At 73.2% G+C, this 25,703-nt stretch carries 26 protein-coding genes; 17 read left to right on the forward strand and 9 right to left on the reverse strand.

Going from position 1 to position 25,703, the window contains the following annotated elements; all coding sequences use genetic code 11:
- Positions 1 to 32: 32 nt before the first annotated feature.
- Positions 33 to 863, forward strand: coding sequence for a potassium channel family protein (locus tag PUR26_RS12790; protein ID WP_443077061.1), 831 nt, complete (start codon positions 33 to 35; stop codon positions 861 to 863).
- A 341-nt stretch (positions 864 to 1,204) separates the two neighbouring features.
- Here the strand turns inward: PUR26_RS12790 and PUR26_RS12795 are convergent, their stop codons facing one another.
- The 3 genes from PUR26_RS12795 to PUR26_RS12805 all read right to left on the reverse strand — a co-directional run bounded on the left by PUR26_RS12795 (position 1,205) and on the right by PUR26_RS12805 (position 3,765).
- Complete coding sequence (locus tag PUR26_RS12795) at positions 1,205 to 1,513, reverse strand: small hydrophobic protein (RefSeq protein WP_329872190.1); 309 nt, start codon at positions 1,511 to 1,513, stop codon at positions 1,205 to 1,207.
- Between the two features lie 19 nt (positions 1,514 to 1,532).
- Entirely contained in the window at positions 1,533 to 1,967 is a 435-nt protein-coding gene (locus PUR26_RS12800; protein ID WP_329872192.1) for a peptidase inhibitor family I36 protein, read from the reverse strand.
- Between the two features lie 190 nt (positions 1,968 to 2,157).
- Positions 2,158 to 3,765 carry an MFS transporter gene (locus tag PUR26_RS12805; RefSeq protein WP_329872194.1) on the reverse strand — a complete coding sequence of 536 codons (1,608 nt, stop codon included), beginning with the start codon at positions 3,763 to 3,765 and terminating at the stop codon, positions 2,158 to 2,160.
- A 115-nt stretch (positions 3,766 to 3,880) separates the two neighbouring features.
- Here PUR26_RS12805 and PUR26_RS12810 point away from each other — a divergent pair, with 115 nt between their 5' ends.
- The 5 genes from PUR26_RS12810 (at position 3,881) to PUR26_RS12830 (ending at position 9,086) form a co-directional block, all read left to right on the forward strand.
- Positions 3,881 to 4,558 carry a TetR/AcrR family transcriptional regulator gene (locus PUR26_RS12810; protein WP_329872196.1) on the forward strand — a complete coding sequence of 226 codons (678 nt, stop codon included), beginning with the start codon at positions 3,881 to 3,883 and terminating at the stop codon, positions 4,556 to 4,558.
- Between the two features lie 199 nt (positions 4,559 to 4,757).
- Complete coding sequence (locus PUR26_RS12815) at positions 4,758 to 5,969, forward strand: alpha/beta hydrolase (protein ID WP_329872198.1); 1,212 nt, start codon at positions 4,758 to 4,760, stop codon at positions 5,967 to 5,969.
- An 86-nt stretch (positions 5,970 to 6,055) separates the two neighbouring features.
- Positions 6,056 to 6,925: a DUF4429 domain-containing protein gene (locus tag PUR26_RS12820; RefSeq protein WP_329872200.1), complete on the forward strand. Its 870-nt coding sequence runs from the start codon at positions 6,056 to 6,058 to the stop codon at positions 6,923 to 6,925.
- Positions 6,926 to 7,098: 173 nt separating this feature from the next.
- Positions 7,099 to 8,412 (forward strand): sensor histidine kinase, encoded by a 1,314-nt coding sequence (locus PUR26_RS12825; RefSeq protein WP_329872202.1) that lies wholly within the window; start codon positions 7,099 to 7,101, stop codon positions 8,410 to 8,412.
- On the forward strand, positions 8,409 to 9,086 hold the full coding sequence (locus PUR26_RS12830) for a response regulator transcription factor (RefSeq protein WP_329872204.1): 678 nt from the start codon (positions 8,409 to 8,411) through the stop codon (positions 9,084 to 9,086). The genes PUR26_RS12825 and PUR26_RS12830 overlap by 4 nt, the downstream gene beginning before the upstream one ends.
- 198 nt (positions 9,087 to 9,284) lie before the next feature.
- Here PUR26_RS12830 and PUR26_RS12835 read toward each other — a convergent pair whose 3' ends face one another.
- Together PUR26_RS12835 and PUR26_RS12840 are read right to left on the reverse strand one after the other, a co-directional pair.
- Positions 9,285 to 10,301 carry an aldo/keto reductase gene (locus PUR26_RS12835; protein ID WP_329872205.1) on the reverse strand — a complete coding sequence of 339 codons (1,017 nt, stop codon included), beginning with the start codon at positions 10,299 to 10,301 and terminating at the stop codon, positions 9,285 to 9,287.
- Positions 10,298 to 10,771, reverse strand: a complete 474-nt coding sequence (locus PUR26_RS12840) for a MerR family transcriptional regulator (protein ID WP_329872207.1) — start codon at positions 10,769 to 10,771, stop codon at positions 10,298 to 10,300. Before PUR26_RS12840 ends, PUR26_RS12835 begins: the two co-directional genes overlap by 4 nt.
- 144 nt (positions 10,772 to 10,915) lie before the next feature.
- On the opposite strand from PUR26_RS12840, the gene PUR26_RS12845 reads away from it, so the two are divergent.
- Positions 10,916 to 11,737: a serine hydrolase domain-containing protein gene (locus tag PUR26_RS12845; RefSeq protein WP_329872209.1), complete on the forward strand. Its 822-nt coding sequence runs from the start codon at positions 10,916 to 10,918 to the stop codon at positions 11,735 to 11,737.
- 36 nt (positions 11,738 to 11,773) lie between these two features.
- Here the strand turns inward: PUR26_RS12845 and PUR26_RS12850 are convergent, their stop codons facing one another.
- Positions 11,774 to 12,205 carry an ATP-binding protein gene (locus PUR26_RS12850; RefSeq protein ID WP_329872211.1) on the reverse strand — a complete coding sequence of 144 codons (432 nt, stop codon included), beginning with the start codon at positions 12,203 to 12,205 and terminating at the stop codon, positions 11,774 to 11,776.
- Positions 12,206 to 12,287: 82 nt separating this feature from the next.
- On the opposite strand from PUR26_RS12850, the gene PUR26_RS12855 reads away from it, so the two are divergent.
- Entirely contained in the window at positions 12,288 to 13,127 is an 840-nt protein-coding gene (locus PUR26_RS12855; RefSeq protein ID WP_329872213.1) for a helix-turn-helix domain-containing protein, read from the forward strand.
- On the forward strand, positions 13,093 to 13,356 hold the full coding sequence (locus PUR26_RS12860) for a DUF397 domain-containing protein (protein ID WP_329872214.1): 264 nt from the start codon (positions 13,093 to 13,095) through the stop codon (positions 13,354 to 13,356). The genes PUR26_RS12855 and PUR26_RS12860 overlap by 35 nt, the downstream gene beginning before the upstream one ends.
- Positions 13,357 to 13,369: 13 nt before the next feature.
- Here PUR26_RS12860 and PUR26_RS12865 read toward each other — a convergent pair whose 3' ends face one another.
- The gene (locus PUR26_RS12865) at positions 13,370 to 14,029 is read right to left on the reverse strand and encodes a pirin family protein (protein WP_329872216.1); all 660 of its coding nucleotides are present in this window, start codon (positions 14,027 to 14,029) and stop codon (positions 13,370 to 13,372) included.
- A 58-nt stretch (positions 14,030 to 14,087) separates the two neighbouring features.
- On the opposite strand from PUR26_RS12865, the gene PUR26_RS12870 reads away from it, so the two are divergent.
- The 5 genes from PUR26_RS12870 (at position 14,088) to fabF (ending at position 18,963) form a co-directional block, all read left to right on the forward strand.
- A complete protein-coding gene (locus PUR26_RS12870) occupies positions 14,088 to 15,269 on the forward strand; it encodes a PucR family transcriptional regulator (protein WP_329872218.1) in 1,182 nt (393 codons plus the stop codon).
- A gap of 89 nt (positions 15,270 to 15,358) precedes the next feature.
- Positions 15,359 to 16,276, forward strand: a complete 918-nt coding sequence (locus PUR26_RS12875; protein ID WP_329872219.1) for an ACP S-malonyltransferase — start codon at positions 15,359 to 15,361, stop codon at positions 16,274 to 16,276.
- 17 nt (positions 16,277 to 16,293) lie between these two features.
- Complete coding sequence (locus PUR26_RS12880) at positions 16,294 to 17,295, forward strand: ketoacyl-ACP synthase III (protein ID WP_329872220.1); 1,002 nt, start codon at positions 16,294 to 16,296, stop codon at positions 17,293 to 17,295.
- Positions 17,296 to 17,375: 80 nt separating this feature from the next.
- Positions 17,376 to 17,636 (forward strand): acyl carrier protein, encoded by a 261-nt coding sequence (locus tag PUR26_RS12885; protein WP_329872222.1) that lies wholly within the window; start codon positions 17,376 to 17,378, stop codon positions 17,634 to 17,636.
- 64 nt (positions 17,637 to 17,700) lie between these two features.
- Positions 17,701 to 18,963 carry a beta-ketoacyl-ACP synthase II gene (gene fabF / locus PUR26_RS12890; RefSeq protein ID WP_329872224.1) on the forward strand — a complete coding sequence of 421 codons (1,263 nt, stop codon included), beginning with the start codon at positions 17,701 to 17,703 and terminating at the stop codon, positions 18,961 to 18,963.
- A gap of 83 nt (positions 18,964 to 19,046) precedes the next feature.
- On the opposite strand, the gene PUR26_RS12895 is transcribed toward fabF, so the two are convergent.
- Complete coding sequence (locus tag PUR26_RS12895; RefSeq protein ID WP_329872226.1) at positions 19,047 to 19,541, reverse strand: DUF3145 domain-containing protein; 495 nt, start codon at positions 19,539 to 19,541, stop codon at positions 19,047 to 19,049.
- Positions 19,542 to 19,813: 272 nt separating this feature from the next.
- Between PUR26_RS12895 and PUR26_RS12900 the strand changes: the two genes are divergently transcribed.
- Both PUR26_RS12900 and PUR26_RS12905 read left to right on the forward strand, forming a co-directional pair.
- Positions 19,814 to 20,737 carry an SGNH/GDSL hydrolase family protein gene (locus tag PUR26_RS12900; protein WP_329872228.1) on the forward strand — a complete coding sequence of 308 codons (924 nt, stop codon included), beginning with the start codon at positions 19,814 to 19,816 and terminating at the stop codon, positions 20,735 to 20,737.
- Between the two features lie 11 nt (positions 20,738 to 20,748).
- On the forward strand, positions 20,749 to 21,714 hold the full coding sequence (locus tag PUR26_RS12905; protein ID WP_329872229.1) for an aldose epimerase family protein: 966 nt from the start codon (positions 20,749 to 20,751) through the stop codon (positions 21,712 to 21,714).
- A gap of 84 nt (positions 21,715 to 21,798) precedes the next feature.
- Here PUR26_RS12905 and PUR26_RS12910 read toward each other — a convergent pair whose 3' ends face one another.
- The gene (locus tag PUR26_RS12910) at positions 21,799 to 24,246 is read right to left on the reverse strand and encodes a glycoside hydrolase family 3 protein (protein WP_329872231.1); all 2,448 of its coding nucleotides are present in this window, start codon (positions 24,244 to 24,246) and stop codon (positions 21,799 to 21,801) included.
- 142 nt (positions 24,247 to 24,388) lie between these two features.
- On the opposite strand from PUR26_RS12910, the gene PUR26_RS12915 reads away from it, so the two are divergent.
- Complete coding sequence (locus tag PUR26_RS12915; protein ID WP_329872234.1) at positions 24,389 to 25,681, forward strand: pyroglutamyl peptidase; 1,293 nt, start codon at positions 24,389 to 24,391, stop codon at positions 25,679 to 25,681.
- The last annotated feature ends 22 nt before the right edge of the window (positions 25,682 to 25,703 follow it).

The raw sequence follows: 25,703 nt of genomic DNA on the forward strand, positions 1-25,703 counted from the left end.
TCGCGGGGATTCGCGGCCTTACGATGCCTCGCATGAGGGAGCCGACCGCACAGATCCGCTGGGAACAGCGCACGCAGACGCCGCTGCTGGCGCTCGCCGTGGCCTTCGGGGTCGCGTACGCGGTGCCGATCGTGGCGCCGGACGCCGAGCCGTGGGTGCACCGGGTCTGCTCGGCCGTCGAGTGGGCGGTGTGGGGCGCGTTCGCCGTGGACTACGCCGTGCGGCTGCTGCTGGCGCCCGCGCGCTGGCTCTTCGTCCGTGGCCACCCGCTGGACCTGCTCGCGGTGCTGCTGCCGCTGGTGCAGCCGCTGCGGCTGCTGCGGGTGGTCTCCACCCTGCTGCTGGTGGGCCGGCGGGCCCGGATGGCGCCGCAGATCACGCTGACCACCTATGTGGCCGGCGCGGTCGTGGGGCTGATGATGTTCGGCTCGCTGGCGGTGCTGCACGTCGAGCGGGACGCGCCCGAGGGGAACATCAAGACGCTCGGCGACGCGGTGTGGTGGTCCTTCACGACGATGACGACCGTGGGATACGGCGACCACGCCCCGACGACGGGGCTGGGCCGGGTGCTCGCGGTGGGGCTGATGCTGTCGGGCATCGCCCTGCTGGGTGTCGTGACGGCGAACATCGCCGCGTGGTTCATCTCCCGCTTCGAACGGGACGACGCGCAGGAGCGCCGTCAGACGGCGCTCCTCGAAGCGCTGACCCTGGAGGTCAGGGAGCTGCGCGCGGAGGTCGGCCGGCTGTCGGCGGGCGCCCCCGTACCCGCACAGCCCGGCTCCGCGGCCGTGCCCGCGGGGCCGGCGGCCGGGCCGGGCCCGCTGACCGCGCGGGGCGGTGGCGCGGGCCGTACGCCGGCGTAGCGCCGGCCCTCGCGGGCGGGACCCCGCCCTCGGCGGACGGGACGTCGCACCGGGCGTCGCGGTCCGGGCGGAACACCCCCGGGGGGTGTCTTGTCGGGCGGGGGCCGGATCGGTGAGCGTCATTCGGTGCCTGGGGCGTCCACAGGCCCTCCGGGGCCGAGGGGACGCATCGCAGGGCGGACGGGGGGCGACGCGGTGGGGGTCCCCACCCCCGTGCCCGGAGGGCTGCGAGAAACGTCGGCGACCGTCGGCCGACGACAACGCGGCGCGGGGGCGCCTCCCGTGCCCGAAGGGCTACGGGGAGGGCGGTGCCGGGCGTCACGAGCCCGGCAGGACACCCCTCAGAACAGTCCGTTGCCCGGGGCGGCGGAACCGGCCAGCCACACCAGGGCCAGGACGGTGTCGATCGCCCCGAGGACGAAGGCGACCAGCGCCGGGACACGATCACTCGCCCAGCGCCGGCCCATGCCGAGCCAGCCGCAGGCGATCGCCACCGGGCCGAGGACGATCCCCAGCACGAAGAATCCGGCGACCGCGCAGACCAGCCCCACGATCCCGAGCGTCGCGCGGTCCGGCCCGGTCCGCGACCCCATGCGGCCGCGTGAGCGGGGGTTTCCGCGCGTACGCCAGGTGTGCCCGAAACCGTTCATGCGCTCCGGGTGCCCTCCTTCAGTTCTCCCATACCTTGAAGGCCCTTGCCCGGTACGGGGATTGGGGCACCCAGGTGCCGCCGCCCGGATAGGTGTCGAACTCGCCCGTCTCCGCGCACTCGGCGGACTGGTAGGTCGTGACGGGCCGTCCGGTGCGATTGGCCAGGGCGGTGGCCGCCGTGCCGCGCGGCAGCGGCACGCAGCTCTCGATGTCGATCGCGGTCAGCTCGTACGTCCGCCGGATCCCCTTGAAGTCCTCCTTGTCCCAGAGGCACAACTGCCCCACGTCGCACGGCCCGAGCCGTGCCGGAGCGGCGGCGGTACCCGGCCGGGGCGCGGCGGCGGCACCGGGTCCCGCCGCGGTGGCAAAAGCGCCGGGCGTGAGCGCGGTGGCGGCGAGCGCCGCCGTCGTGGCGACGCCGGCCGCGGTGGTGAGGACGGTACGGATACGCATGTCGGCCCCCGTGTGTCGTGACGATCACCTGCCCGCACCCTGAACCGCCGGGCGGGGTGACGGGAAGGGGGTCCGGGCCGTTCCATCCGGATGGGTGAGTCGGGGCGGAGCCGCCGCCCGGCCGGGGCCCCGGACGCACCGCGGGCCCCGGCGACGGGTGTCGCCGGGGCCCGGGGGTCGACCGAAGGTGTCAGATGTGGGCGGCGCCCGCGCCCGCCTCCGCGTTCTCACCGCGCTTGGTGAGGGTGGCGACCAGCGCCGCGACGACCGCCACGGCACCGGCGACGGTGAAGGCCAGACCCATGCCGGACATGAAGGTGTCGTGGATGACACCGCTGATCCTGTCGAGCATGTCCGGCGTCATGCCCGGGGCCTTGGCCAGCTCGGCCGGGACGATGCCGAACTCGGCGGCCTGCTCCAGCTTGGGGTCGGCCGGGACCGGGATGCCCGCGTCCTTCCAGTTGTCCGCGAAGTCGGCGCCGACCCTGGCGGACATGACCGCGCCGAGCACGGCGGTGCCCAGCGCGCCGCCGACCTGCATCGCGGCCTGCTGGAGACCGCCCGCCACACCGGAGAGCTCCAGCGGGGCGTTGCCGACGATGACCTCGGTGGCGCCCACCATGACCGGGGCGAGGCCCAGACCGAGCAGCGCGAACCAGAGGGACATGGCGAGCGTGCCGGTGCCCTCGGTGAGGGTGATCATGCCGAACATCGCCGTCGCCGTGCACACCATGCCGCCCACCAGCGGGATGCGCGGGCCGAACCTGGTGATCAGCGCGCCCGCGAGCGGCGAGGCGACGATCATCATCGCCGTCAGCGGCAGCAGGTGCAGACCGCTGTCGACCGGGCTGAGGCCCTTGACGCCCTGGAGGTAGAACGTCACGAAGAACAGACCGCCCATGAAGGCGAAGGCCATCAGGACCATCAGCACGACACCGGCGGACAGCGGGACGGACCGGAACATGCCCAGCGGGATGAGCGGTTCGGCGACCTTGGTCTCCCAGACGGCGAACAGGGCGAAGAGCACGATGGCGCCGCCCAGGAAGCCCCAGGTGCTGGCGCTGCCCCAGCCCCAGGACTCACCGGCCTTGATGATGCCCCAGATGAGGGACCCCATCGCGGCGGAGAGCAGCGCGATGCCGGGCAGGTCGAAGGAGCGCGGGGCGTTCTTCGCCCGGTGGTCGTTGAGGATGACCAGGCCGAAGGCGAGCGCGACCACACCGACCGGCACGTTGATGAAGAACACCGACTGCCAGCTGACGTGCTCGACGAGCAGACCGCCGACGATCGGGCCGCCGGCCGTCGAGGCGCCGATGACCATGCCCCAGATGCCGATCGCCATGTTCAGCTTCTCGGCCGGGAAGGTGGCGCGCAGCAGGCCGAGCGCGGCCGGCATCAGCAGGGCGCCGAAGAGTCCCTGGAGCACCCGGAAGGCGATCACCAGGGCGATGGAGTCGGAGAGCCCGATCGCGCCGGACGCGGCGGCGAAGCCGGCGATGCCGATCAGGAAGGTCTGGCGGTGGCCGAAGCGGTCACCGAGCTTGCCGGCCGTGATCAGCGCGACGGCCAGGGCCAGCAGGTACCCGTTGGTTATCCACTGGACGTCGGCGAGCGAGGCGCCGAGGTCCTTCTGGATCGCGGGGTTGGCGATGGCGACGATCGTGCCGTCGAGCGCGACCATCATCACGCCGATGGCCACGGCGAAGAGCGTCAGCCAGGGGTGGCCGCGCAGCCCCGTGGAGGGGGGCACGGGACCGTCGTCCTGCGGCGCCTTTTCGATGGTGGTCTGACTAGTCATACGAAGAGGCTAGTGACAGTCGCTGACAATTGACAAAGCGATTCACACGCCGGTAACTGTCACGTAGCTCACAGGTACCCTGAGCAGGCCGAAGCCGCAGAAAGAGGACCATGAAGTGACGGTTGAGCAGCCGACCAGCGCGGGGTTGCGCGAACGCAAGAAGCAGCGCACCCGCGACGCCCTGCTGCACGCCGCTCTCAAGCTCTTCACCACCCAGGGGTACGAGCGGACCACGGTCGACGAGATCGCGGAGACCGTCGAGGTCTCCCAGCGCACCTTCTTCCGCTACTTCGCGAGCAAGGAGGACGTCGCCTTCGCCGTCCAGCAGATGGCCGAGCAGCACTTCATGGCGGCGCTGCACGGGCGTCCGGACCACGAGGCGCCGTTCGAGGCCATGCGCAACGCGGTGCTCTGCGCCTGGGACACCATCGGCGAGGCCATCATGGAGGTCGTGCCGGTCGACCTGTACCTGCGCACCTTCCAGCTGATCGAGTCGACGCCCGCTCTCCTCGCCGTACATCTGCGCCGCTCCATAGAGATGGAGGACAACATCGCCCGGCTCATCGCCGACCGCGAGGGCCTGGACGTGGACGCGGACCCACGGCCCCGGGTGGCGGTCGCCGCGTTCAGCGGGGTCATGCGGATCACCGGCCAGCTGTGGGGCCGTGGCCCGGACCAGTCGCTGCAGGCGATCCGCGCCATCACCGAGACCTATCTGGACCAGATCGGCCCGGCGCTCGCGGCGGACTGGCACGGCGCCCGCCGCGGGGACGGCGACAGCCGCGCCGAGTGAGGGGACCGGCGGTGACGGCCCCGGCTCCGGGCGGGGACGGCTCCGCGCAGGACGCCGCGGCCGGGGCGTCGGCGGCGCGCCGCGGCGTGAGCCGATCGCATACGAGGAGTGATCATTCTTCCCCGTATTTCCGTCCCGAAGCGTGAAGTGCGTCACGCTCTTGGCGGCGCCGTGCGCGCTTCTCCTAGGGTGTCCCGCAGTGACTTCCTTCGACTCCTCTCCCACCCTCACCGTCTGGCGCATGCTGCTCGCCCTGGCGGTGGTCTTCGTCCTCCTCTCCACCACGGGCTGGACGACGATCCGCCACCAGCACGCCTCGGGGGAGCCGCGGGAAACCGCGCTCTCCGCCTGGCGGCACGGCCGGATCGGTACGCGCCCGCTGCCGGACCCCAAGGCGGCACCGCGCGTACTGGCCGCCTTCTTCCGGGCGCTGGACTCCTCCCAGCGGCATCGGCTGGCCGCCGAGTACCCCCTCGTCGTCGGGAACCTGAACGGCGCCCCGGTCACCCTGCGCTACCGGGCGAACAGGCTCGCCCTGACCCAGGCGTACGAGGCCGAGCGCGCGCGGGTGGACGACAAGCGGCTCTCCCCCGACGGCCACCACGAGGCGGTGCGCCGGATGCACCGCTTCTCCTCGCTGATGGACGACGGCCGGCAGATCCTCGCCTTCGACCCGTCCGGCAAGGGCCGGGTCGCCGAGGTCTTCGGCGACCTCGACCGGGCCCAGCGGGTCTCCGTGGTCGTCCCGGGCGTCGACACCAACCTGCTCACCTTCCAGAAGAGCGCCCGCAAGTACACCGCCCCGGTCGGCATGGCCGAGTCGCTGTACGCCGCCGAGCGGGCCGCCGCGCCGGGCACCCGTACCGCCGTCATCGCCTGGGCCGACTACACGGCGCCCGTCGGTGTCGGCATGGACGCCGCCATGGGCAGGCTGGCCGAGACCGGAGCCGTACGGCTGGTGGGGCTCACCGACGCGCTGCCCGGCGACTCCCGGGTCTCGCTCTTCTGCCACAGCTACGGCTCGGTGGTCTGCGGGGTCGCCGCGCGCCGCCTGCCGGGACGGGTCGCCGACGTCGCGGTGGCCGGCAGCCCCGGCATGCGGACCACCAGCGCCACCGCGCTGGGCACCCGGGCCCGGGTGTGGGCGATGCGCGACGCCGACGACTGGATCGCGGACGTGCCGTACCTGGAGGTCGGCGGCCTGGGCCACGGGGCCGACCCGGTGGCGCCCGAGTTCGGGGCGCGGCTGCTGTCGGCGGCCGGCGCGGTGGGGCACGCGGGCTATTTCGAGCCGGGCACCGAGAGCCTGCGCAACTTCGCGGAGATAGGCGTCGGCGCGTACGACAGTGTGCGCTGCGCCGGTGCGGAAGCGTCCTGCACCAGTGGAATCCCCGGCGGTGTGGCAGCCTGACGCGCGTAGAGACGCGTCAACGGCCGTGACGTGTCAAACCCGTTCGAGGGGCGACGTGCGGGCGCCCGCCGCATACGATGAGGCGCATGGGTGATGTGCTGGCCGGAATTCATGCCACCTGGGAGTTCGAACCCGACGCCGTGCTCATCCGCTTCGAACGGGGGATACGCGCGCCGAAGCTCTACCAGGCGCTGCGGGAACGACGCGTCCCCCACGAGGCGTTGGCGTCGGTGACCCTCTCCCCTGGCAAGCGCGGCACGGTCGTGCTGCACGCGGTGCCGAGACCGGGCGCCGATCCGCTCATGGACGCGGCGTCCGGGCAGCTGAAGGAGGGCAGCGATCCGTACCGGCTGGTGCTTCCCGCCGACCGGGAGACCCTCGCCGAGTACTACGCGGAAGAGCTGCGGGCCTCGCTCGGGCCGGAGGCCGGGGAACCGGCCGAACGCTTCCTGGTGGAGCCCCCGGAGGCCCCGCTGTCCTTCAAGGCGTACGACGGCAAGGCGTCCTTCGACGGCCGGCAGGTGTCGTTCCGCTGGTTCTGGACGGGCGCGTCGTCCGCCAAGTGGAAGGCCGGGGACCAGAGTTTCCCGGTGCGCGAGCTGAGCGGGGTGCGGTGGCGCTCGCCGGACGTCCTCGACGGCTATCTGCGGCTGGTGCGCCGCGGCGGTGACCCCCAGCCCGCCCAGGCGGACCACGATCCGGCGGCCGTCGTCTTCGGGCTCGGCTACGGGCCGGTCCACGAGTCGCTGCCGTTCGCGGCGGCGGTCCTCGCCGCGGTACGGGACGCGGGCGCCTCACCGGTGCCCGTTCCGGTGCCGGTGGCCGTCACGGCGGGCCGACGGGACCCGGCGGACATCGCGGACCGGATCCGGCATCTGGGCGAGCTGTACCAGGCGGGGCTGGTGACGGACGAGGAGTACGCCGCGAAGAAGGCGGAACTGCTGGCGGAGCTCTGAGGCTCCGCCGGTCCGGGACGGCCCGGTCCGGGGGAAGGCCCGGGATGTCATACCGGGGTGCCGGGACGGCCCGGGACGGCCCGGTCCGGGGATGTCATACCGGGGTATGGGGTGACGGGCGGCTCCCGGGTATGACGCCCGGGAGCGGCGCGGCTGCCTAGGCTGGCGGCACCATGAGTACCACTCCCCCACCCTCTCCCCTCGTCGGCGCGGCCCGCTCCGCCCGCGCCTCGGTGCTCGCGCTGTGGGTGGCCACCGCCACGCCGGCCGGGCCGGCCGCTCCGCTGCTCGCGCGGTCCGGCTCGCGGTGGCTGCGGCTCCTCCCGTACGTCGTCGCGGCCGGGTTCGTCGCCATACTGCTGCCCGTCACCGTGCACGTCCTCACCCACGACTACCGGGTGGACGACGGTGTCGCGGGCATCCTGGCCATGGCGCAGACCGTGCCGTTGTGGCTGGCGGTGACCCGTCCGCTCAAGGCCTGGTGGATCATCCTGTCCGCCGATGTGCTGGGCGCGGTGGTGCTGCTCGGCGCGGAAGGCGTGGAGGACCGGTCCTGGCCGTGGACCCCGATGGCGGTGGTCGGCTACCTGGTGCTCATGGTGGCCGTGGGGCTGCGGGAGCCCCGGCGGACCCTGCTGGGCGTGTGGCTGACGACGGGCGCGCTCGGGTTCGTCTGCGAGCTGCTCTCCCCGCGGCGCGGCGACGGCGTCCACATGCTGCTGTTCGTCCTGAGCGGTGTCGTCCTGCTGATCACCGGGGCGCTGAGGGAGCGGGGCGAGGCACAGCGGCGGCTGGTGGAGCAGGAGACGATCAGTGAGGCCGAGCGTGCCGGGCGCACCCTGCTGGAGGAGCGGGCCAGGATCGCCCGCGAGCTGCACGACGTGGTGGCGCACCACATGTCGGTGATCACGGTGCAGGCGGATTCGGCACCGTACCGGATCGAGGGGCTGCCGGAGGCGGCGCGCGAGGAGTTCTCGGCGATCGCCTCGTCCGCGCGGGAGTCCCTGGCGGAGATGCGCAGGCTGCTGACGGTCCTGCGCAGCGACGGCACGGAGGGGGAGCGGGCGCCGCAGCCCGGGCTCGACCGGGTGCAGCAGCTGGTGGAGGCGACGGTACGGGCGGGGGTGCCCGCGGAGTTGTCCCTGCCGGCGGAGCTCGGCGCGCGACAGGGCACCGTGCCGCGGGCGGTGAGCCTGTCGGCGTACCGGATCGTGCAGGAGGCGCTCGCCAACGTGGTGCGGCACGCGCCCGGCGCGCCGACCCGGGTGTCGGTCTCGGCGGCCGACGGCGTGCTGACGGTGCTGGTGGTCAACGGGGCCTCGGCCGAGCCGCGTTCGCCGCTGGAGAGCGTGGGGACGGGCCACGGGCTGGTGGGCATGCGTGAGCGCGTACGGTTGACCGGCGGCACGCTGGACACCGGGCCGCTGCCGGACGGCGGCTTCCGGGTCGCGGCCCGGCTCCCCCTCGACGCGAAGGAACCCGCGTGACGATCCGCGTGATCATCGTCGACGACCAGGCCATGGTGCGCGCGGGGTTCGCCGCGCTGCTGTCGGCGCAGCCGGACATCGACGTGGTGGGCGAGGCCGCGGACGGCCGGGCGGGCGTGGAGGCGGGCCGCTCGGCGCACCCGGACGTGGTGCTGATGGACGTGCGGATGCCCGAGATGGACGGGCTGGCGGCGGCGCGGGAACTGCTGAACCCGCCGCCGGGGGTGGCGCACCGGCCGAAGGTGCTGATGCTCACCACCTTCGACGTGGACGACTACGTGTACGAGGCGCTGCGCGCGGGCGCGTCCGGGTTCCTGCTGAAGGACGCGCCGCCGGCCGATCTGATCGCGGCGGTACGGGTGGTGGCGGCGGGCGAGGCGCTGCTGGCCCCCTCGGTGACGCGTCGGCTGATCGCCGACTTCGCGGCGTCGCGCCCGGCCCGGCGCAGGAACCCCTCGCTGCGGCTGGACGGTCTGACGCCCCGGGAGACGGAGGTCCTGGAGCTGATCGCCCAGGGGCTGTCGAACCAGGAGATCGCGGACCATCTGATCCTGGCGGAGCAGACCGTGAAGACCCACATAGGCCGGGTGCTGGCCAAGCTCGCCCTGCGGGACCGGGCCCAGGCGGTGGTCTACGCGTACGAGTCGGGCCTGGTCACGCCCGGCGACGGATAGGCACGTCCGCGCCCCCTGACGCCCCGGTCCGCCGGGGTCCTCCGGCCCGCCCGCTGCCGGGGCGGCGCCCGGCGGTTCGCGCGGGCAGGCGCCCGGACGGGAGCCGGCGAAGCCCGCCGGGCAGCGGCGGGGCCGCTCACGGCGGGCTTCGCGGCGTTCACGCCGGGCCTCGGGGCTACCGCCCCGGGCGGTGCGGGCTCAGACGTCCCGGGCGGCCGACGTGGAGGACATGTCGGCGTACCGGTCCCCGGCCACCTGCCCGGCGATCGGCTCCAGCAGCGCCAGCTCCTCGGCGCTCAGCGTGATGCGGGTGGCCGCCGCGTTCTCCTCCAGGCGGGAGCGCTTGCGGGTGCCGGGGATCGGCACGACGGCGAGCCCGTGCACCTGCGCCCGCTGCTGCACCCAGGCCAGGGCGACCTGCGCGGCCGTCACGCCGTGCGCCTGGGCGATCTCCCGGACGGGGGCCAGCAGGGCGACGTTCTTCTCGGCGTTCTCGCCGGAGAACCGCGGGTGGAACTTGCGGAAGTCACCGCCCGACAGGTCCTTCGCCGCGTCGGCGAACGCGCCCGTCAGGAAGCCCCGTCCGAGCGGCGAGTACGGCACGAAGGCCACGCCCAGCTCGGCGGCCGCGCCCACCGCGCTGCGCTCCACGTCCCGGGAGAACAGCGACCACTCCGACTGGAGCGCCGTGATGGGGTGCACGGCGTGGGCCTCGCGCAGCTCGGCGCCGGTCACCTCGCTCAGGCCGAGGTACTTGACCTTGCCCTCCTTCACCAGCTCGGCCATCGCGCCGACCGACTCGGCGAACGGCACGGCCGGGTCGCGGCGGTGCATGTAGTAGAGGTCGATGGTCTCGACGCCCAGGCGGCGCAGGCTGCCCTCGACGGACTCCCTGATGTACGCGCGGTCGTTGCGGATGCCCCGGTAGGAGGGGTCGTCGGTCCGCTCGATGGCGTACTTCGTCGCCAGCGTGATCTCGTCGCGGTGCGCGGCGACGAAGGGCGCGAGGAACTCCTCGTTGGCGCCCCGCCCGTAGATGTCGGCGGTGTCGATCAGGGTGACGCCCGCCTCCAGGGCGGCATCCAGGGTGTCCCTGGCCGCGGCCTCGTCGGTGCCGCCGTAGAACTCGCTGATGCCCATCGCTCCGAAGCCCTGGACACCCACTTCGGGGCCGTCCGTGCCGAGGCGTACGGTGGCGATCTTCTCCGTGCTCATGTCTGGTCTGGCCTCTCCGGCGCCCTGCGGGCACCCGCATAGAAGTCGATCTTGTGGTCGAGTACGGCGAGCGTGTCCTGGAGTTCCGCGATGCGCGACCGCACGTCCCGCCGCGTCTCCTCCAACAGCTCGTGCCGTTCGTCGAAGGTGTGCTCGCCCGCCCGGACCAGCTCGGCGTAGCGCACCATGGCGGCCACCGGCATGCCGGTGAGCCTCAGTTTGCCCACGAAGGTGAGCCAGCTCAGGTCCCGGTTGGTGAACCGGCGCTGACCGGTGTGCGACCGGTCGACGTGCGGCATCAGCCCGATCCGCTCGTACCAGCGCAGCGTGTGCGCGGTGAGCCCGGTCCAGGCCGACACCTCACTGATCGTGTAGCGGTCCTGCCCGTCGGGGCGCGGATGCGGCGTCGGCGCGGAGGCGCAGCTCTCCACACCAGGGGTCCGTACGGGGGTGCTCGCGATCACCGTCATGACCCCCACGCTATGACCTTGGAGTGCACTCGAAGCAAGGGGCGTTTTCCGGCCGGGCGGTTCGCGCCGCCCTCGCTCCCGCCGTCCGGCACCGTCACGGAGCCGGGGGCCCCGGCCAGGAGGGGCGGCGATAGGCTCGGACGCATGCAGAGCCTGGCGATGATCGAGAACTGGCCGGTCCCGAACGCGGCCGCCGCCGTCGTGCGCGCGGACGGCACCGTCGTGGGGACGCACGGCCCCACCGGCCGGCCGTTCCCGCTGGCGTCGGTGACCAAGCCGCTCGCCGCCTACGCCGCGCTGGTGGCGTACGAGGAGGGGGCCGTCGAGCTCGACGAGCCCGCCGGGCCGGAGGGTTCCACGGTGCGGCACCTGCTGGCGCACACCTCGGGCCTGGCCTTCGACGAGCACCGGGCGATGGCCGCGCCCGGAACGCGGCGACTGTACTCCAACGCCGGTTTCGAGGCGCTGGGCGACCACATCGCGAAGGCGACCGACATCCCGTTCCCCGAGTACCTGCGCCAGGCGGTGCTGGAGCCGCTGGGCATGACGGCGACGAGCCTGGACGGCTCGCCCGCCAAGGACGGCGTCTCGACGGTCGACGACCTGGTCCGGTTCGCGGCCGAGGTCCAGGCCCCCCGGCTGCTGGACCCGCGTACGGTCCTGGAGGCCATGACGGTGGTCCACCCCGGCCTCACCGGCATCCTGCCCGGCTACGGGCACCAGCGGCCCAACGACTGGGGCCTCGGCTTCGAGATCCGGGACTCCAAGTCGCCGCACTGGACGGGCTCCTCGTCCTCGCCGCGCACCTTCGGGCACTTCGGCCAGTCCGGCACGTTCCTGTGGATCGACCCGGACGCGCGGGCGGCGTGCGTCGCCCTGACCGACCGGGCCTTCGGGCCCTGGGCGATCGAGGCGTGGCCGCCGTTCACGGACGCGGTGCTGGCGGAGCTCGCCGCCACCCGCTGAGAGCGCCGGTCCGGCGCGGATCCGCGCCGGACCCGTTCACCACCCTTCGGTCCCCTTCGTCAGGCACTCGAACCACACCGTCTTGCCGTCCCCGCCGGGGTGCGGCCGCACGCCCCACCGGTCGGTGACCGCGTCGACCAGCAGCAGCCCCCGCCCGCCCGGGGCCAGTTCGTCCGGGGCGGCCGGTGCGGGCAGGCGGGGCGAGCCGTCGGCGACCTCCACGCGCACGCCGCCCGGCCGCAGCAGGATGCAGGTGCGGCAGCGGCGGCCGGGCACGTGCCGTACGACGTTGGCGACCAGCTCGGTCAACGCCAGCTCGGCCGCGTCGGCCACATCCAGCAGCCCCCATTCGGTCAGGTAGAGCCGCAGGACGCGGCGCAGGTGCCGCGCCGAGTGCTCGCCCACGGCGAATTCGGCGCGATAGTCGGAGTCGGCGTCCGCTGTCCACGGACCGGTGGTGTGATTCACACCACCAGGTTGCTACGCGCTGGATATGCTCGACTACGCAACGAAACGAACGCCGAGAGGCGTTGCCGGCCGGAGGTGCCCCGTGGCCCATGTGCAGTCGCTCGACCCCAGCGCTTCGCCGCTCGACTACTACGGCTGGGAGCTCCGCCGTCTGCGAGAGGCCCACGGCCTCAAGCAGGGCCAGCTCGGCGAGATCATCTTCTGCACCGGCTCACTGATCGGCCAGATCGAGACCACGAAGAAGGTCCCCACGCGGGACTTCTCGGAGCGCGTGGACGCGGCGCTCGGCACGGACGGCCTCTTCTCCCGCCTGATCGGCCTGGTGCTGCGCAGCCAACTGCCCAGCTGGTTCCAGCCGTACGCGGAGATGGAGGCGAAGGCGGCGTACCTCTCCACGTACCAGGCGCAGTTGGTGCACGGGCTGCTGCAGACGGAGGCGTACGCGCGGGCGGTCCTGTCCACCGGCATGCACGACGTCGACAGTCTCGTGACGGCCCGCATGGAGCGCCAGCGGATCCTGGACCGGGAACGGCCGCCGCTGGCCTGGGCCGTCCTCGACGAGGCCGTGCTGTACCGGCCGATCGGCGGCCGCCAGGTGATGCGCGGGCAACTGACGCACCTGTTGGCGCTCGCCAACCACAGGTGGATGCGCGTCCAGGTGCTGCCGTTCAATGCGGGTGAACACGCCAGCCTGGATGGGTCGTTCACCGCCATGCGCTTCGACGATCACCCGGACATCTTCTACACGGAGGACCTGATCTCGGGTCACATGACGGCCAACCCTGAGACCCTCAGGGAAGCGGCACGCCGTTACGCTCATCTTCAAGCCGCCGCCCTCTCCGTCGAGGACTCGGCGGCACTGATCGCTCGCGTGATGGAGGAACGCTATGGAGACCGTCCCGAACAAGGTGCAGTGGCGTAAGTCCAGTTACAGCGGCGCCACCGGAGGCGAGTGCGTCGAGTGCACCGTCACCGACGGCGCCGCCTGGCGCACCTCCACGTACAGCGGAAGCACCGGTGGCGACTGCGTCGAGGTGGCCGATGGCTGCCCCGTCGGCGCCGTCCCCGTGCGGGACAGCAAGAACCCGCACGGTCCGGTGGTCGTCTTCGGCGCGGGCGCCTGGCAGGCGTTCGTGGACGGCGTCCGCTAGGCCGCAACAGGCGTCAGGCGCGGTCGAGTTGCCACACCAGCACCTCGGCCGCCGCCACCGCCGTCAGCTCCAGCCCTTCGGCGCCGGTGATCCGCGCCGCGTCGCCCGGCCCGAGCTCGTCGCCGCCGAGGGCCACCCGGCCCCGTACGACGTGGACGTACGCCAGGGGCGCGTCCGGGACGGCGGTCCGCTCGCCCGCGGCCGGGCGGACGACGTGCAGCGTCGCCCCGGCGGCGGGCAGGGCGTACGGCGCCGGATCCGCGGCGGCGGGCACGATCTCGTACGAGGGAGTGCCACCGGGCGTCAGCGGGGCGAGCCACATCTGCACGAACACCAGCGGTACGTCGCCGTCGTTGCGCTCCTCGTGCCGCACCCCGTCCGCCGAGCTCAGCCGCTGCACGTCGCCGGGGCGGACCACATGGGCGTGGCCCGTGGAGTCGCGGTGGGTCAGTTCACCCTCGACGACCCAGGTGACGATCTCGGTGTTGCTGTGCGGGTGCTCCTCGAAGCCGGCGCCGGGCGCGAGCCGCTCCTCGTTGACGGCGAGGATCGCGCCGAACCGCAGGTTGCCGGGATCGTAGAAGGGGCCGAAGGACAGGGCGTGGCGGGTCTCGATGCCCGTGGCCGGGTCTCCCCCGGCGTACCGCTCGTCGGCTCGCTGTACGGAAATCACGAGCCCAACGGTAGACCGGCCGGGCACGGCGCCTTCCCGATAAGGCACTCTTGTCCCCGTGCCTGAACCCGCGAACGACGCCCACTCGCATGCCGCGACCCTGAAACGCCTGGAGCAGTCCTCCGGGCGGCTTGCCGCGAACGCCATCGCGCGGATGGACGAGACGCTGCCGTGGTACCGGGCGATGCCCCCGGAGAACCGGTCGTGGATCGGCCTGGTCGCCCAGGCCGGCATCGCCGCGTTCACCGAGTGGTTCCGGCACCCGGAGACCCCGCAGGCCATCTCGACCGATGTGTTCGGCACGGCGCCGCGCGAACTGACCCGGGCGATCACCCTGCGCCAGACGGTCGAGATGGTGCGCACCACCATCGAGGTGATGGAGACGGCGATCGAGGAGGTCGCCGCCCCGGGCGACGAGTCGGTGCTGCGCGAGGCGCTGCTCGTCTACGCCCGGGAGATCGCCTTCGCCACCGCCCAGGTGTACGCGCAGGCGGCCGAGGCGCGCGGCGCGTGGGACGCCCGGCTGGAGTCGCTGGTGGTGAACGCGGTGCTGTCGGGCGAGGCGGACGAGGGTGCCGTGTCGCGGGCCGCCGCCCTGGGCTGGAACTCCCCCGACCACGTCTGCGTGATCCTCGGCACAGCGCCGGACGGCGACAGCGAGCTGACGGTGGAGGCGATCCGCCGGGCCGCGCGCCATGCCAAGCTCCAGGTCCTCACGGGCGTGCTGGGTGACCGGCTGGTGGTGATCGCGGGCGGCAAGGACAACCCGCTCCATGTGGCGAAGGCGCTGATCGGGCCGTACGCGGCCGGTCCCGTGGTCGCGGGGCCGATCGTGCCGGACCTGCTCGCGGCCACCCGGTCCGCCCAGGCCGCCGCGGCGGGCCTGAAGGCGTGTACGGCCTGGCAGGACGCGCCCCGGCCGGTGCTGGCGGACGATCTGCTGCCGGAGCGCGCGATCGCGTCCGACCCCGCGGCGCGCGACCAGCTGGTGGAGGAGATCTACAGACCGCTGGAGGAGGCCGGCTCGGCGCTGCTGGAGACGCTGAGTGTCTACCTGGAGCAGGCGAGCAGTCTGGAGGGCGCGGCCAGGATGCTGTTCGTCCACCCCAACACCGTGCGCTACCGGCTCCGACGTGTGACGGACGTCACCGGGTGGTCGCCCTCGGATGTCCGCTCGGCCTTCACGCTGCGAATCGCCCTGATCCTGGGGCGTCTGGCCGACGGCGATTCCCAGTCCTAGACTTTTGTCGAACACCAACAATTCCCCCGACGGTTCTTCGTCCCTGTCCCCACGGGCGTCGCGGACCGTCCACAAGAGAGAGTGTGAGGGTGCTCGTACTCGTCGCTCCCGGCCAAGGCGCTCAGACGCCCGGCTTCCTGACTCCCTGGCTCGACCTCCCCGGCGCCGCCGACCGCGTCGCCGCGTGGTCCGAGGCCATCGGGCTCGACCTCGTCCACTACGGCACGAAGGCCGACGCGGACGACATCCGTGACACGGCGGTGGCCCAGCCGCTGCTCGTCGCGGCCGGTCTGCTGTCCGCCGCCGCCCTGGGCGACGTGTCGCCCGGCGCCGTCGCGGGCCACAGCGTCGGTGAGATCACCGCCGCGGCGTTCGCCGGTGTCCTCGACGACACGGCCGCGCTGCGTTTCGTACGGACCCGGGGTCTGGCGATGGCCGAGGCCGCCGCCGTCACCGAGACCGGCATGTCGGCGCTGCTCGGCGGCGACCCGGAGGTGAGCGTCGCCCACCTGGAGAAGCTCGGGCTGACCCCGGCGAACGTGAACGGCGCGGGCCAGATCGTCGCCGCCGGCACGATGGAACAGCTCGCCGCGCTGGAGGCGGACAAGCCCGAGGGCGTACGCAAGATCGTGGCTCTCAAGGTGGCGGGTGCGTTCCACACCCACCACATGGCTCCCGCGGTCGCGAAGCTCGACGAGGCCGCCAAGGCCCTCGTCCCCGCCGACCCGACGGTGACCTACGTCTCCAACAAGGACGGTCGGACCGTCTCCACCGGCGCCGAGGTCGTGGCGCGCCTGGTCGGCCAGGTCGCCAACCCGGTCCGCTGGGACCTGTGCATGGAGACCTTCGAACGGCTCGGCGCGACCGCGCTCGTGGAGGTGTGCCCGGGTGGCACACTGACGGGTCTCGCCAAGCGTGCTCTGCCGGGGGTCCAGCGGATCGCGCTGAAGACCCCCGACGACCTCGACGCGGCTCGCGCGCTCCTCGCCGAGCACGCCGCCGCCTGACAAGGAGCCGTAAGAGCATGGCGAAGATCAAGCCCAGCCAGGGCGCCCCGTACGCACGGATCATGGGTGTGGGCGGCTACCGGCCCACCCGTGTCGTGCCGAACGAGGTGATCCTCGAAACCATCGACTCGTCCGACGAGTGGATCCGCTCGCGCTCCGGCATCGCCACCCGTCACTGGGCCTCCCCCGAGGAGACCGTGACCGCGATGTCGGTCGAGGCGGCCGGCAAGGCCATCGCCGAGGCGGGGCTCGCCCCGGAGCAGATCGGCGGCGTGATCGTCTCCACGGTCTCGCACTTCAAGCAGACGCCCGCCGTCGCCACCGAGATCGCGGACAAGATCGGCGCCAAGAAGCCGGCCGCGTTCGACATCTCGGCGGGCTGCGCCGGTTTCGGCTACGGCCTGACGCTCGCCAAGGGCATGGTCGTCGAGGGCTCGGCCGAGTACGTGCTCGTCATCGGTGTCGAGCGGCTCAGCGACCTGACCGACCTGGAGGACCGCGCGACGGCCTTCCTCTTCGGTGACGGCGCGGGCGCGGTCGTCGTCGGCCCCTCCCAGGAGCCGCACATCGGTCCCACGGTGTGGGGCTCCGAGGGCGACAAGTCCGAGACGATCAAGCAGACCGTCGCGTGGACGGAGTACCGCGACGGCACGGTCGACAAGTTCCCGGCCATCACGCAGGAGGGCCAGGCGGTCTTCCGCTGGGCCGTCTTCGAGATGGCGAAGGTCGCCCAGCAGGCGCTGGACGCCGCCGGGATCTCGGCGGCCGACCTGGACGTCTTCATCCCGCACCAGGCCAATATGCGGATCATCGACTCGATGGTGAAGACTCTGAAGCTGCCGGAGCACGTCACGGTCGCCCGTGACGTGGAGACCACCGGCAACACCTCGGCCGCCTCGATTCCGCTCGCGATGGAGCGGCTCCTGGCGACCGGACAGGCGAAGAGCGGCGACACCGCGCTCGTCATCGGCTTCGGGGCGGGTCTCGTCTACGCCGCGACGGTCGTTACCCTCCCCTAGGCACCGTACGGATCTTCCGGACGGAAGCCATCACATCCTCTGAGATACACCCTCTGAGATACACACCGAAGGAGCGCCACATGGCCGCCACGCAGGAAGAGATCGTCGAAGGTCTCGCGGAGATCGTCAACGAGATCGCCGGCATCCCGGTCGAGGACGTCCAGCTGGACAAGTCCTTCACCGATGACCTGGACGTCGACTCGCTGTCCATGGTCGAGGTCGTCGTCGCCGCCGAAGAGCGCTTCGACGTCAAGATCCCGGACGAGGACGTCAAGAACCTCAAGACCGTCGGCGATGCTGCCGACTACATCCTGAAGCACCAGGACATCGCCAAGGGCTGATCCGGTTAGCCACCCAGCGGTGGCGCCGCGTTCCATACCTCAAACACGTGGAGAAAGAATTCCTGTGAGCTCGACCAATCGCACCGTGGTCGTCACCGGTATCGGCGCAACCACACCGCTGGGTGGCGACACCGCCTCGACCTGGGAAGGTCTGCTGGCGGGACGCTCCGGCGTCAAGCCCCTCGAGGGTGACCGCTTCGCCGAGCTGCCCGTCCGGATCGCGGCCCCCGTGGCCGTCGACCCGGGCGAGGTCCTGCCGAGGCCGCTGGCCCGCAAGCTGGACCGCTCGGCCCAGTTCGCCGTGATCGCCGCCCGGGAGGCCTGGGCCGACGCCGGCTACACCGCGCCCGCCGGGGAGGACGAGAAGATCCGGCCCGAGCGGCTCGGTTCCGTGATCGCTTCCGGTATCGGTGGCGTGACGACCCTGCTGGACCAGTACGACGTGCTGAAGGAGAAGGGCGTACGCCGCGTCTCCCCGCACACCGTGCCCATGCTGATGCCCAACAGCCCCTCCGCCAACGTCGGCCTGGAGGTGAACGCCCGGGCGGGCGTCCACACCCCCGTGTCCGCCTGCGCGTCGGGTGCCGAGGCGATCGGCTACGCCGTCGAGATGATCCGCACCGGCCGCGCCGACGTGGTCGTCGCGGGCGGTACCGAGGCGGCCATCCACCCGCTGCCGATCGCCGCGTTCGCCAACATGATGGCGATGTCCAAGAGCAACGACGACCCGCAGACGGCCTCGCGTCCGTACGACAAGGCCCGTGACGGCTTCGTCCTCGGCGAGGGCGCCGGCGTCGTGATCCTGGAGTCGGCCGAGCACGCCGCCGCGCGTGGCGCCCGGGTCTACTGCGAGGTGCTGGGGCAGGGCCTGTCGGCCGACAGCCACCACATCGCGCAGCCCGAGCCGACCGGCCGGGGCATCGCCGCGGCCCTGCAGAACCTGCTCGACGCGACGGACCTCAAGCCGTCGGAGGTCGTGCACCTGAACGCCCATGCCACGTCCACCCCGCAGGGTGACGTCGCCGAGGTCAAGGCCCTGCGCAAGGTGCTGGGCGACGAGCTCGACCACGTGGCGATCTCGGCGACCAAGTCGATGACCGGCCACCTGCTGGGCGGCGCCGGCGGCGTGGAGACCGTCGCGACGGTCCTCGCGCTGTACCACCGCACGGCCCCGCCGACCACCAACCTCGACGATCTGGACGAGGAGATCGACGCCGACATCGTCCGGGGCGAGCCGCGCAAGCTCCCCGAGGGCACGATCGCCGCGATCAACAACTCGTTCGGCTTCGGCGGTCACAACGTCGTGCTGGCGTTCCGCACCGTCTGATCCCGCCCGCGCACACGACGAGGCCCCCGCCGCTCGGCGGGGGCCTTCTCGTATACGCGCACCGGGCGGTGCCGGACCACCCGTCAGACCACCTGGTGCAGCCAGCGGACCGGCGCGCCCTCGCCCGCGTACCGAAAAGGCTCCAGCTCGTCGTCCCAGGGCTTGCCCAGCAGCTTGGCGATCTCCGCCTCCAGGTCGGTCTCGCCCTGCGCGGAGCGGGCCAGCGCGGCCCTCAGACGGTCCTCGGGGACCAGGATGTCGCCATGGATGCCGGTGACCGCGTGGAAGATCCCGAGCTCGGGGGTGGCGCTGTAGCGCTCGCCCTCGGCGTTGGCGCGGGGCTCGGCGGTCACCTCGAAGCGGAGCATCTGCCAGCCGCGCAGGGCGGAGGCGAGTTTGGACGCGGTGCCCGCCTCGCCCTGCCAGGAGAACTCGGCTCTCCAGGTTCCGGGGGATGCGGGCTGCCGGATCCAGTCGAGCTGGACCCTCGCGCCGAGGACTCCCGCCACCGCCCATTCGACGTGCGGGCACATCGCGCGCGGTGCGGAGTGTACGTACAGGACTCCACGTGTCGTCACCGGGACCTCCAGTGTGGGACGAGGTTCGCCTTTCCCAGCGGCCTCAGTAAACAGCATCGAGGGCGAAAGTCCGCAAACCCCCGAAAATGGGACAGCATGTGACGTGATGTAATTTACCGGAGCCGGTCGGCAAAGGCGCCTCTGGTTCGACGGGGAAAAGCTACCGTGCGCCGGGGCGCTCGGTATGACGTACGGTCGGTCCCGTGGGCCGTCGACACCAAGCTTTCACTCGCCAGGACGCCCACGGGGACGCCGAGGGAAGGGCCGGGGGGATGCCCGAGAGCCGACGACACCGCATACGCGCGATACGCCCGCGCGCCGCCGTCGCACTGTGGACGGCGGCGTCTCTCGTCGCCGTCGGCGCGCTGTCCGGCTGCGTCGCGCCGGACGGGGGCGGTCCGGGCGCGTCGCGACGGCCCTCGCCCGCTCCGAGTCCCACTCCGTCGTGGGACCGCAGTCCGGCCTCCGTCGCCGCTGTGGGTGACTCCATCACCAGGGGCTTCGACGCCTGCCAGGTGCTGGCGGACTGCCCCGAGGTGTCCTGGGCGACGGGCTCGGACGCCGCCGTGAACAGTCTGGCGCTGCGGCTCCTGGGCGCTCCCGCGCTCCCCACCCGCAGCTGGAACCTCGCCCGCTCCGGCGCCCGGATGGATGAACTCCCGGGCCAGATGGCCCAAGCGGCCACCAGGAAGCCCGGTCTGGTGGCCGTGATGGTGGGCGCCAACGACGCCTGCCGGGACACCACCGGACTGATGACACCGGTGGCCGCCTTCCGTGCCTCGTTCGAGGCATCGATGCGCGAACTGCGCAGGACGTCGCCGAAGACCCAGGTGTACGTGTCGAGCGTGCCGGACCTGAAGCGGCTGTGGTCGACGGGCCGGGGAAGCGCGCTGGGCAAGCAGGTGTGGAAGCTGGGGATCTGCGCCTCCATGCTGGCCGACGCCGACGACCTGGGCGCGGCGGCCGAGACGCGGCGCTCCACGGTGTACGACCGCGTGGTGGCGTACAACGAGGTGCTGCGGGACGTCTGCGCGAAGGACGAGCGCTGCCGGTACGACGGCGGGGCGGTCTTCGACTACCGGTTCACCGGCGCCCAGTTGAGCCCGTGGGACTGGTTCCACCCGGGCCGTGACGGTCAGTCGCGGCTGGCCGAGATCGCCTACCGCAATGTCACGGCGGAGCGGCCACCGGCGTAAGGTCGCCGATCATGAAGGTTGAGGAATGCGGCTCTCTGGCCGACGGCACGACTGTCCACCGCTGGCTGCTGGAGCGGGCCGGAACGCGGGTGCGCCTGCTGACGTACGGCGGCATCGTCCAGTCGGTGGAGATACCCGACCGGAACGGCGACACGGCCGAGGTGGTGCTGGGCTTCGACTCCCCGGCGGGCTACGAGGCCGATCCCGATCCGTACTACGGGGCGCTGGTGGGCCGGTACGCGAACCGGATCGGGAACGGGACCTTCGTCCTCGACGGTCGCACCCACCACCTGGCGCGCAACGGGGGGACCAACAGCCTGCACGGCGGCGAGCGCGGCTTCGACAAGCGCGTGTGGGACGCGCAGGAGGTCGAGGACGGGGTACGGCTGTCGCGGGTCAGCCCGGACGGCGAGGAGGGCTTCCCCGGACGGCTGGAGGTCTCGGCGACGTACTCGCTGGACGGGACGGGGGCGCTGCTGATCGCGTACGAGGCGGTGACGGACGCGCCGACCGTGGTGGGCCTGACCAACCACTCGTACTGGAACCTGGGCGGGGCCCACGAGTTGTGGATCGCCGCCGGGCACTACACCCCGCTGGACGAGACGCAGGTGCCGACCGGGGAGATCGCCCCGGTGGACGGCACCTGGCTGGACCACCGCACCCCGCGCGAGGTCGTGGTGGGGCGGCTGGACCACAACTTCGTCCTGGACCGGAACGACGGACCGGCCGGGCAGGACGGGCCGGCGGGGGCCGGGGAGCCGGTGGCCGAGCTGTACTCGCCGGTGTCGGGGCGGGTACTGACCGTCTCGACGTCGGAGCCCGGACTCCAGGTGTACGCGCCCGGCCATCTGGACGGGGTGGCTCTGGAGACCCAGCACTTCCCGGACTCCCCGAACCGTCCGCGGTTCCCGAGCACCGTGCTGCGCCCGGGCGAGGTGTACCGGTCGTGGACGCGGTACGGGTTCGGGGTGCGCTAGGGGGCGTCGGTAAGGTCCGGCGGCCGCCCGGAGGGCGCCCCGGGGCGGCTGTCAGGTACCGCCCCGGGGCGGCTCGCGGGCGGCTCAGACCTCCAGACGGACGCCGAGGCGGCGGTCCGTGAGCGAGGCGGCCGCCCGGACCTCGTATGCCCCGGGGACGAGGGCCCACTCCCCGGCGTGCTCGTCCCAGACCCGGAACGCCCGCTCCGCCAGCGGGATCCGCACCTCCACGCTCTCACCGGGTGCCGCCTCGACGCCCGCGAACCCGGCGAGCCAGCGGGCCGGCCGCTCCACGGCGGCGCCCGCGGGCGCCGTGGCGATCGGGGCGAGGTAGATCTGGACCACCTCGCGACCGGCCCGCGTGCCGGTGTTGCGGACCCGGACGGTGGCGGTCGTGGGCGTGGCCTCCAGCGACTCGTACTCCCAGGTGGTGTAGCCCAGGCCGTGCCCGAAGGGGTACGCGGGCGCGACGCCCGCCCTGTCCCAGGCCCGGTAGCCGATGAAGACGCCCTCGTCGTACCGGAGTACGCCCTCGCGGGGGGTGACCTCGCTGACCGGCGCGTCGGCGAGGGCGGCCGGCCAGGTCGTGGGCAGGCGGCCGCCGGGCTCCCGCGCGCCGAGCAGGACGTCGGCGAGCGCGGCGCCGCCCTCCTGCCCGGGGAACCAGGCGAGGAGGACCGCCGCGACGTCGTCGCGCCAGTCCATCTCGACCGGGGAGCCGGCGTTGACGACCACGACGGTGCGGGGATTGACGGCCGCCACGGCCCGTACGAGGTCGTCCTGGCGGCCCGGGAGCCGCAGGTCGGCGCGGTCGAAGCCCTCGGACTCGACCCGCTCGGTGGTGCCCACCACGACGATCGCGGTGTCCGCGGCGCGGGCCCGCTCGACGGCCTCGGCGATCAGCTCGTCGGGGTCCCGGCGCGGGCCCAGGTGCACGAGGGAGAAGGCGACGGCCGGCAGGGGCGCCGCGTACCGCCGGTCGAGCGGGTGGAGCAGGGAGACCTCGACCGGCACGCCCTCGGTCAGGGACACCTTCGCCCGCTCGGCCGGGGCGCCGAAGAACGCCTCGAAGGGGTCGGACTCCGTGCCCATGGACTGCTCCCCCGCCCACACGGTCCCACCGTCGACGGTGAGGGTGAAGGCGCCCAGGCCGCGGGTGCCGAAGGTGTGCTCGCCGCTCTCCCGGGGGGTGAAGGTGCCGGTGATCTCGACACCGGCCAGCGTCTCGTGGGTGACCCCGGCGGGCAGGTCGGCGCCGATCCACCGCACCTCGCCGTTGGGCAGGGCCGCCTCGCCGATGATCCCGCCCTCGTCGTCGCGGCACACGGCCCGGAGCTCGAAGCCGCCGCCGGCGGGGGCGGGTTCGTCGCTCGGGTCGGCGCCGACGGCGTAGGTCAGGGCGGTGGCGGGGAGGGCCGCGGACAGGCCGTCCAGCGGGGAGACGACGTGGCCGGGGAAGACCTGGGCCGAGCCGCCGCCGAGGATCCTGGGGTCGCGGGCGGCCGCGCCGAGGAGGGCGACCGTGCCGACGCGCGCCGGGTCGACCGGGAGGACGTTCCCCTCGTTGCGTACGAGGACGAAGGCACGGCCGGCGATCTCCCGGGCCAGCGCCTCGCCCTCGACGGCCCCGGGCGGTTCGGTGACGACGGGTTCGGCGCCTTCGAGGGCGCCGACGCGGGCGGCGAGCCGCAGCACGTTGCGCACGGCCGTGTCGACGGCCGCCCCGTCGGCCCGGCCCGCGCGCACGGCGGCGGCGAGCGCCTCGCCGTAGACCGTACGGGGGCCGGGCATCGCGACGTCCAGGCCGCCGGCGAGGGCGCGGACGGTGTCGCGGGCGGCCATCCAGTCGGACACGTTGCAGCCGTCGAAGCCCCACTCGCCCCTGAGGACCTCGTTCACCAGGTAGCGGTGCTCGGTCATCGTCGCGCCGTTGACCTGGTTGTACGCGGTCATGATGCCCCAGGGGCGGGCGTTCCTGACGATCGTCTCGAAGGGGGCGAGGTAGAGCTCGCGCAACGGCCGGGGGGCGACGACGTTGTCGACGGTGAAGCGGTCGGTCTCGGCGTCGTTGGCGACGAAGTGCTTGACCGTGGTGCCGACCCCGCCGTCCTGGACGCCGAGGACGTACCCGGTGCCGATCTCGCCGGTGAGGTGGGGGTCCTCGCTGTACGCCTCGAAGTGCCGCCCGCCCAGGGGCGACCGGTGGAGGTTCACCGTCGGGGCGAGCAGGACGTGGACGCCCTTGCGGCGCGCTTCCTGGGCCAGGAGGCGGCCGGCCCGGCGGGCGAGGACCGGGTCCCAGGTGGCGGCGAGCGCGGTGGGGGACGGGAGCGCGACCGAGGGGTCGTCCGCGGTCCAGCGCACCCCGCGCACCCCGATCGGCCCGTCCGACATGACCAGCGGCTTCAGGCCGATCTCGGGCAGCGCCGGGAGCGACCACATGTCCTGGCCGGCCAGCAGCCGCGCCTTCGCGTCCGGGTCGAGCCTCCGGAGAGCGGCTTCCACGGCCTCCTCGCGAGCGGCGTCCGTCACCGTCGTACCTCCTCGTGGCTGCACGGCCCGGAGCCGGTGGACATGCCCGCCGCGTTCCGGAACCTCCCGGGGCTACTGGGGGCACCGTAGCGGGAGTTGCGGGCGGGCCGGGATACTTCCCGCACCCGACGGAAGGACTCCCGTGTCACGGATACGCACCACGCTCGGTCTCGTGCTCGTCGCCCTCGCGGTGGGGACGGCGCCGGTCCTCGCCGCACCGCCCGGCGCCCCGGCCGCGTCCGGCCCCTCCGGCGCGTCCGGTACCGCTTCCGGCGGGGCCGCGGTCGCGCGGGCGACGGCCGGGGAGGCCACGGCCGAGGAGGCCCGCCTGGACCGCGACGTACCGCGGGAGATCCTGCGGCGCAGCGGATTCCACGGGGTGGCGCCCGCGTTCACGGCCGAGCTGGAGCGGGCCCGGTCGTACGCGGCGGCCGAGCGGGCCGTCGTACGGCACGGCTCACGGCTGTGGCAGCGGACGGTGGACCGGGTGCAGGGGCGCGGCCCGGCGGGGGGCGACCTGGCCCGTGACGACGACCGGCCGCTGTACTGGGCGCGGCTGGGCATGACCCGTGGGCTGCGTTCCTGGGAGCCCGGGTTCGCCCTGCCGGCGGGGGCGCGGGCACGGCTGGCCGAGCGGCTGGAGAGCGCGTCGCGGGGGCAGGAGTCGGTGCGCTACCCGGCCCGCGGGGGCGTCAAGCGGGTGCTGATGACGGGGTTCGACCCGTTCACGCTGGACCGTGACATCCGGATCGGCAACCCGTCGGGCGCCGCGGCGCTCGCCCTGGACGGGACACTGGTCCGGACGGCGGACGGGCAGTGGGCGCGCGTCGAGACGATGGTCTTCCCGGTGCGCTGGCGGGACTTCTCCGACGGTGCGGTCGAGCGCGCGCTGCGCCGGCAGCTCCCCCGGGTGGACCTCTTCACCACGGTGAGCCAGGGGCGGGTCGGCCGCTTCGACGTGGAACGCTTCAACGGGGCGTGGCGGGGCGGCTTCGGTGACAACGAGAACGTGTCGGTGACCGGGACGGTGCCGGTCGCCGACCCGGCGTCACAGCCGCAGTGGACGACGACGAGCCTGCCGTACCGGCGGATCGTGGAGGCGCGCACGGGCCCGTTCCCGGTGTACGACAACACCTCGGTGACCGAGATCCCGGCGGGGGCCGCCGCCCCGGTGGTCCGCCCGGACGGCCCGACGCCGGGCTCGGCGGCCCGCGCGGGCGGCGGAGGCGACTACCTGTCCAACGAGATCGCCTACCGGGCGACGCTGTTGCGGGACCGGCTCGGCCTGGCCGGGCTGCCGGGCGGGCACGTGCACACGCCGGTGCTGCGGTTCGCGGCGGACAACGCGACGGCGGTGACGGATCCGGAGTTCCTGCGCGAGCGGGCCGCGATCACGGCGCAGGTGCGGGCGATCATCGGGGTGGCGGCGGGCTGAGGCTCCCCCGCGCGCCCCGACG

Source organism: Streptomyces sp. SP18CS02, assembly GCF_036322365.1.
Taxonomy (GTDB): domain Bacteria; phylum Actinomycetota; class Actinomycetes; order Streptomycetales; family Streptomycetaceae; genus Streptomyces.

Bases quoted from the DNA above. Each gene is read 5' to 3' on its own strand.
- PUR26_RS12790 (WP_443077061.1), top strand. From the start codon at position 33: ATGAGGGAGCCGACCGCACAGATCCGCTGGGAACAGCGCACGCAGACG.
- PUR26_RS12795 (WP_329872190.1), bottom strand. From the start codon at position 1,513: ATGAACGGTTTCGGGCACACCTGGCGTACGCGCGGAAACCCCCGCTCA.
- PUR26_RS12800 (WP_329872192.1), bottom strand. From the start codon at position 1,967: ATGCGTATCCGTACCGTCCTCACCACCGCGGCCGGCGTCGCCACGACG.
- PUR26_RS12805 (WP_329872194.1), bottom strand. From the start codon at position 3,765: ATGACTAGTCAGACCACCATCGAAAAGGCGCCGCAGGACGACGGTCCC.
- PUR26_RS12820 (WP_329872200.1), top strand. From the start codon at position 6,056: ATGGGTGATGTGCTGGCCGGAATTCATGCCACCTGGGAGTTCGAACCC.
- PUR26_RS12825 (WP_329872202.1), top strand. From the start codon at position 7,099: ATGAGTACCACTCCCCCACCCTCTCCCCTCGTCGGCGCGGCCCGCTCC.
- PUR26_RS12835 (WP_329872205.1), bottom strand. From the start codon at position 10,301: ATGAGCACGGAGAAGATCGCCACCGTACGCCTCGGCACGGACGGCCCC.
- PUR26_RS12840 (WP_329872207.1), bottom strand. From the start codon at position 10,771: ATGACGGTGATCGCGAGCACCCCCGTACGGACCCCTGGTGTGGAGAGC.
- PUR26_RS12845 (WP_329872209.1), top strand. From the start codon at position 10,916: ATGCAGAGCCTGGCGATGATCGAGAACTGGCCGGTCCCGAACGCGGCC.
- PUR26_RS12860 (WP_329872214.1), top strand. From the start codon at position 13,093: ATGGAGACCGTCCCGAACAAGGTGCAGTGGCGTAAGTCCAGTTACAGC.
- PUR26_RS12880 (WP_329872220.1), top strand. From the start codon at position 16,294: ATGGCGAAGATCAAGCCCAGCCAGGGCGCCCCGTACGCACGGATCATG.
- PUR26_RS12885 (WP_329872222.1), top strand. From the start codon at position 17,376: ATGGCCGCCACGCAGGAAGAGATCGTCGAAGGTCTCGCGGAGATCGTC.
- PUR26_RS12900 (WP_329872228.1), top strand. From the start codon at position 19,814: ATGCCCGAGAGCCGACGACACCGCATACGCGCGATACGCCCGCGCGCC.
- PUR26_RS12905 (WP_329872229.1), top strand. From the start codon at position 20,749: ATGAAGGTTGAGGAATGCGGCTCTCTGGCCGACGGCACGACTGTCCAC.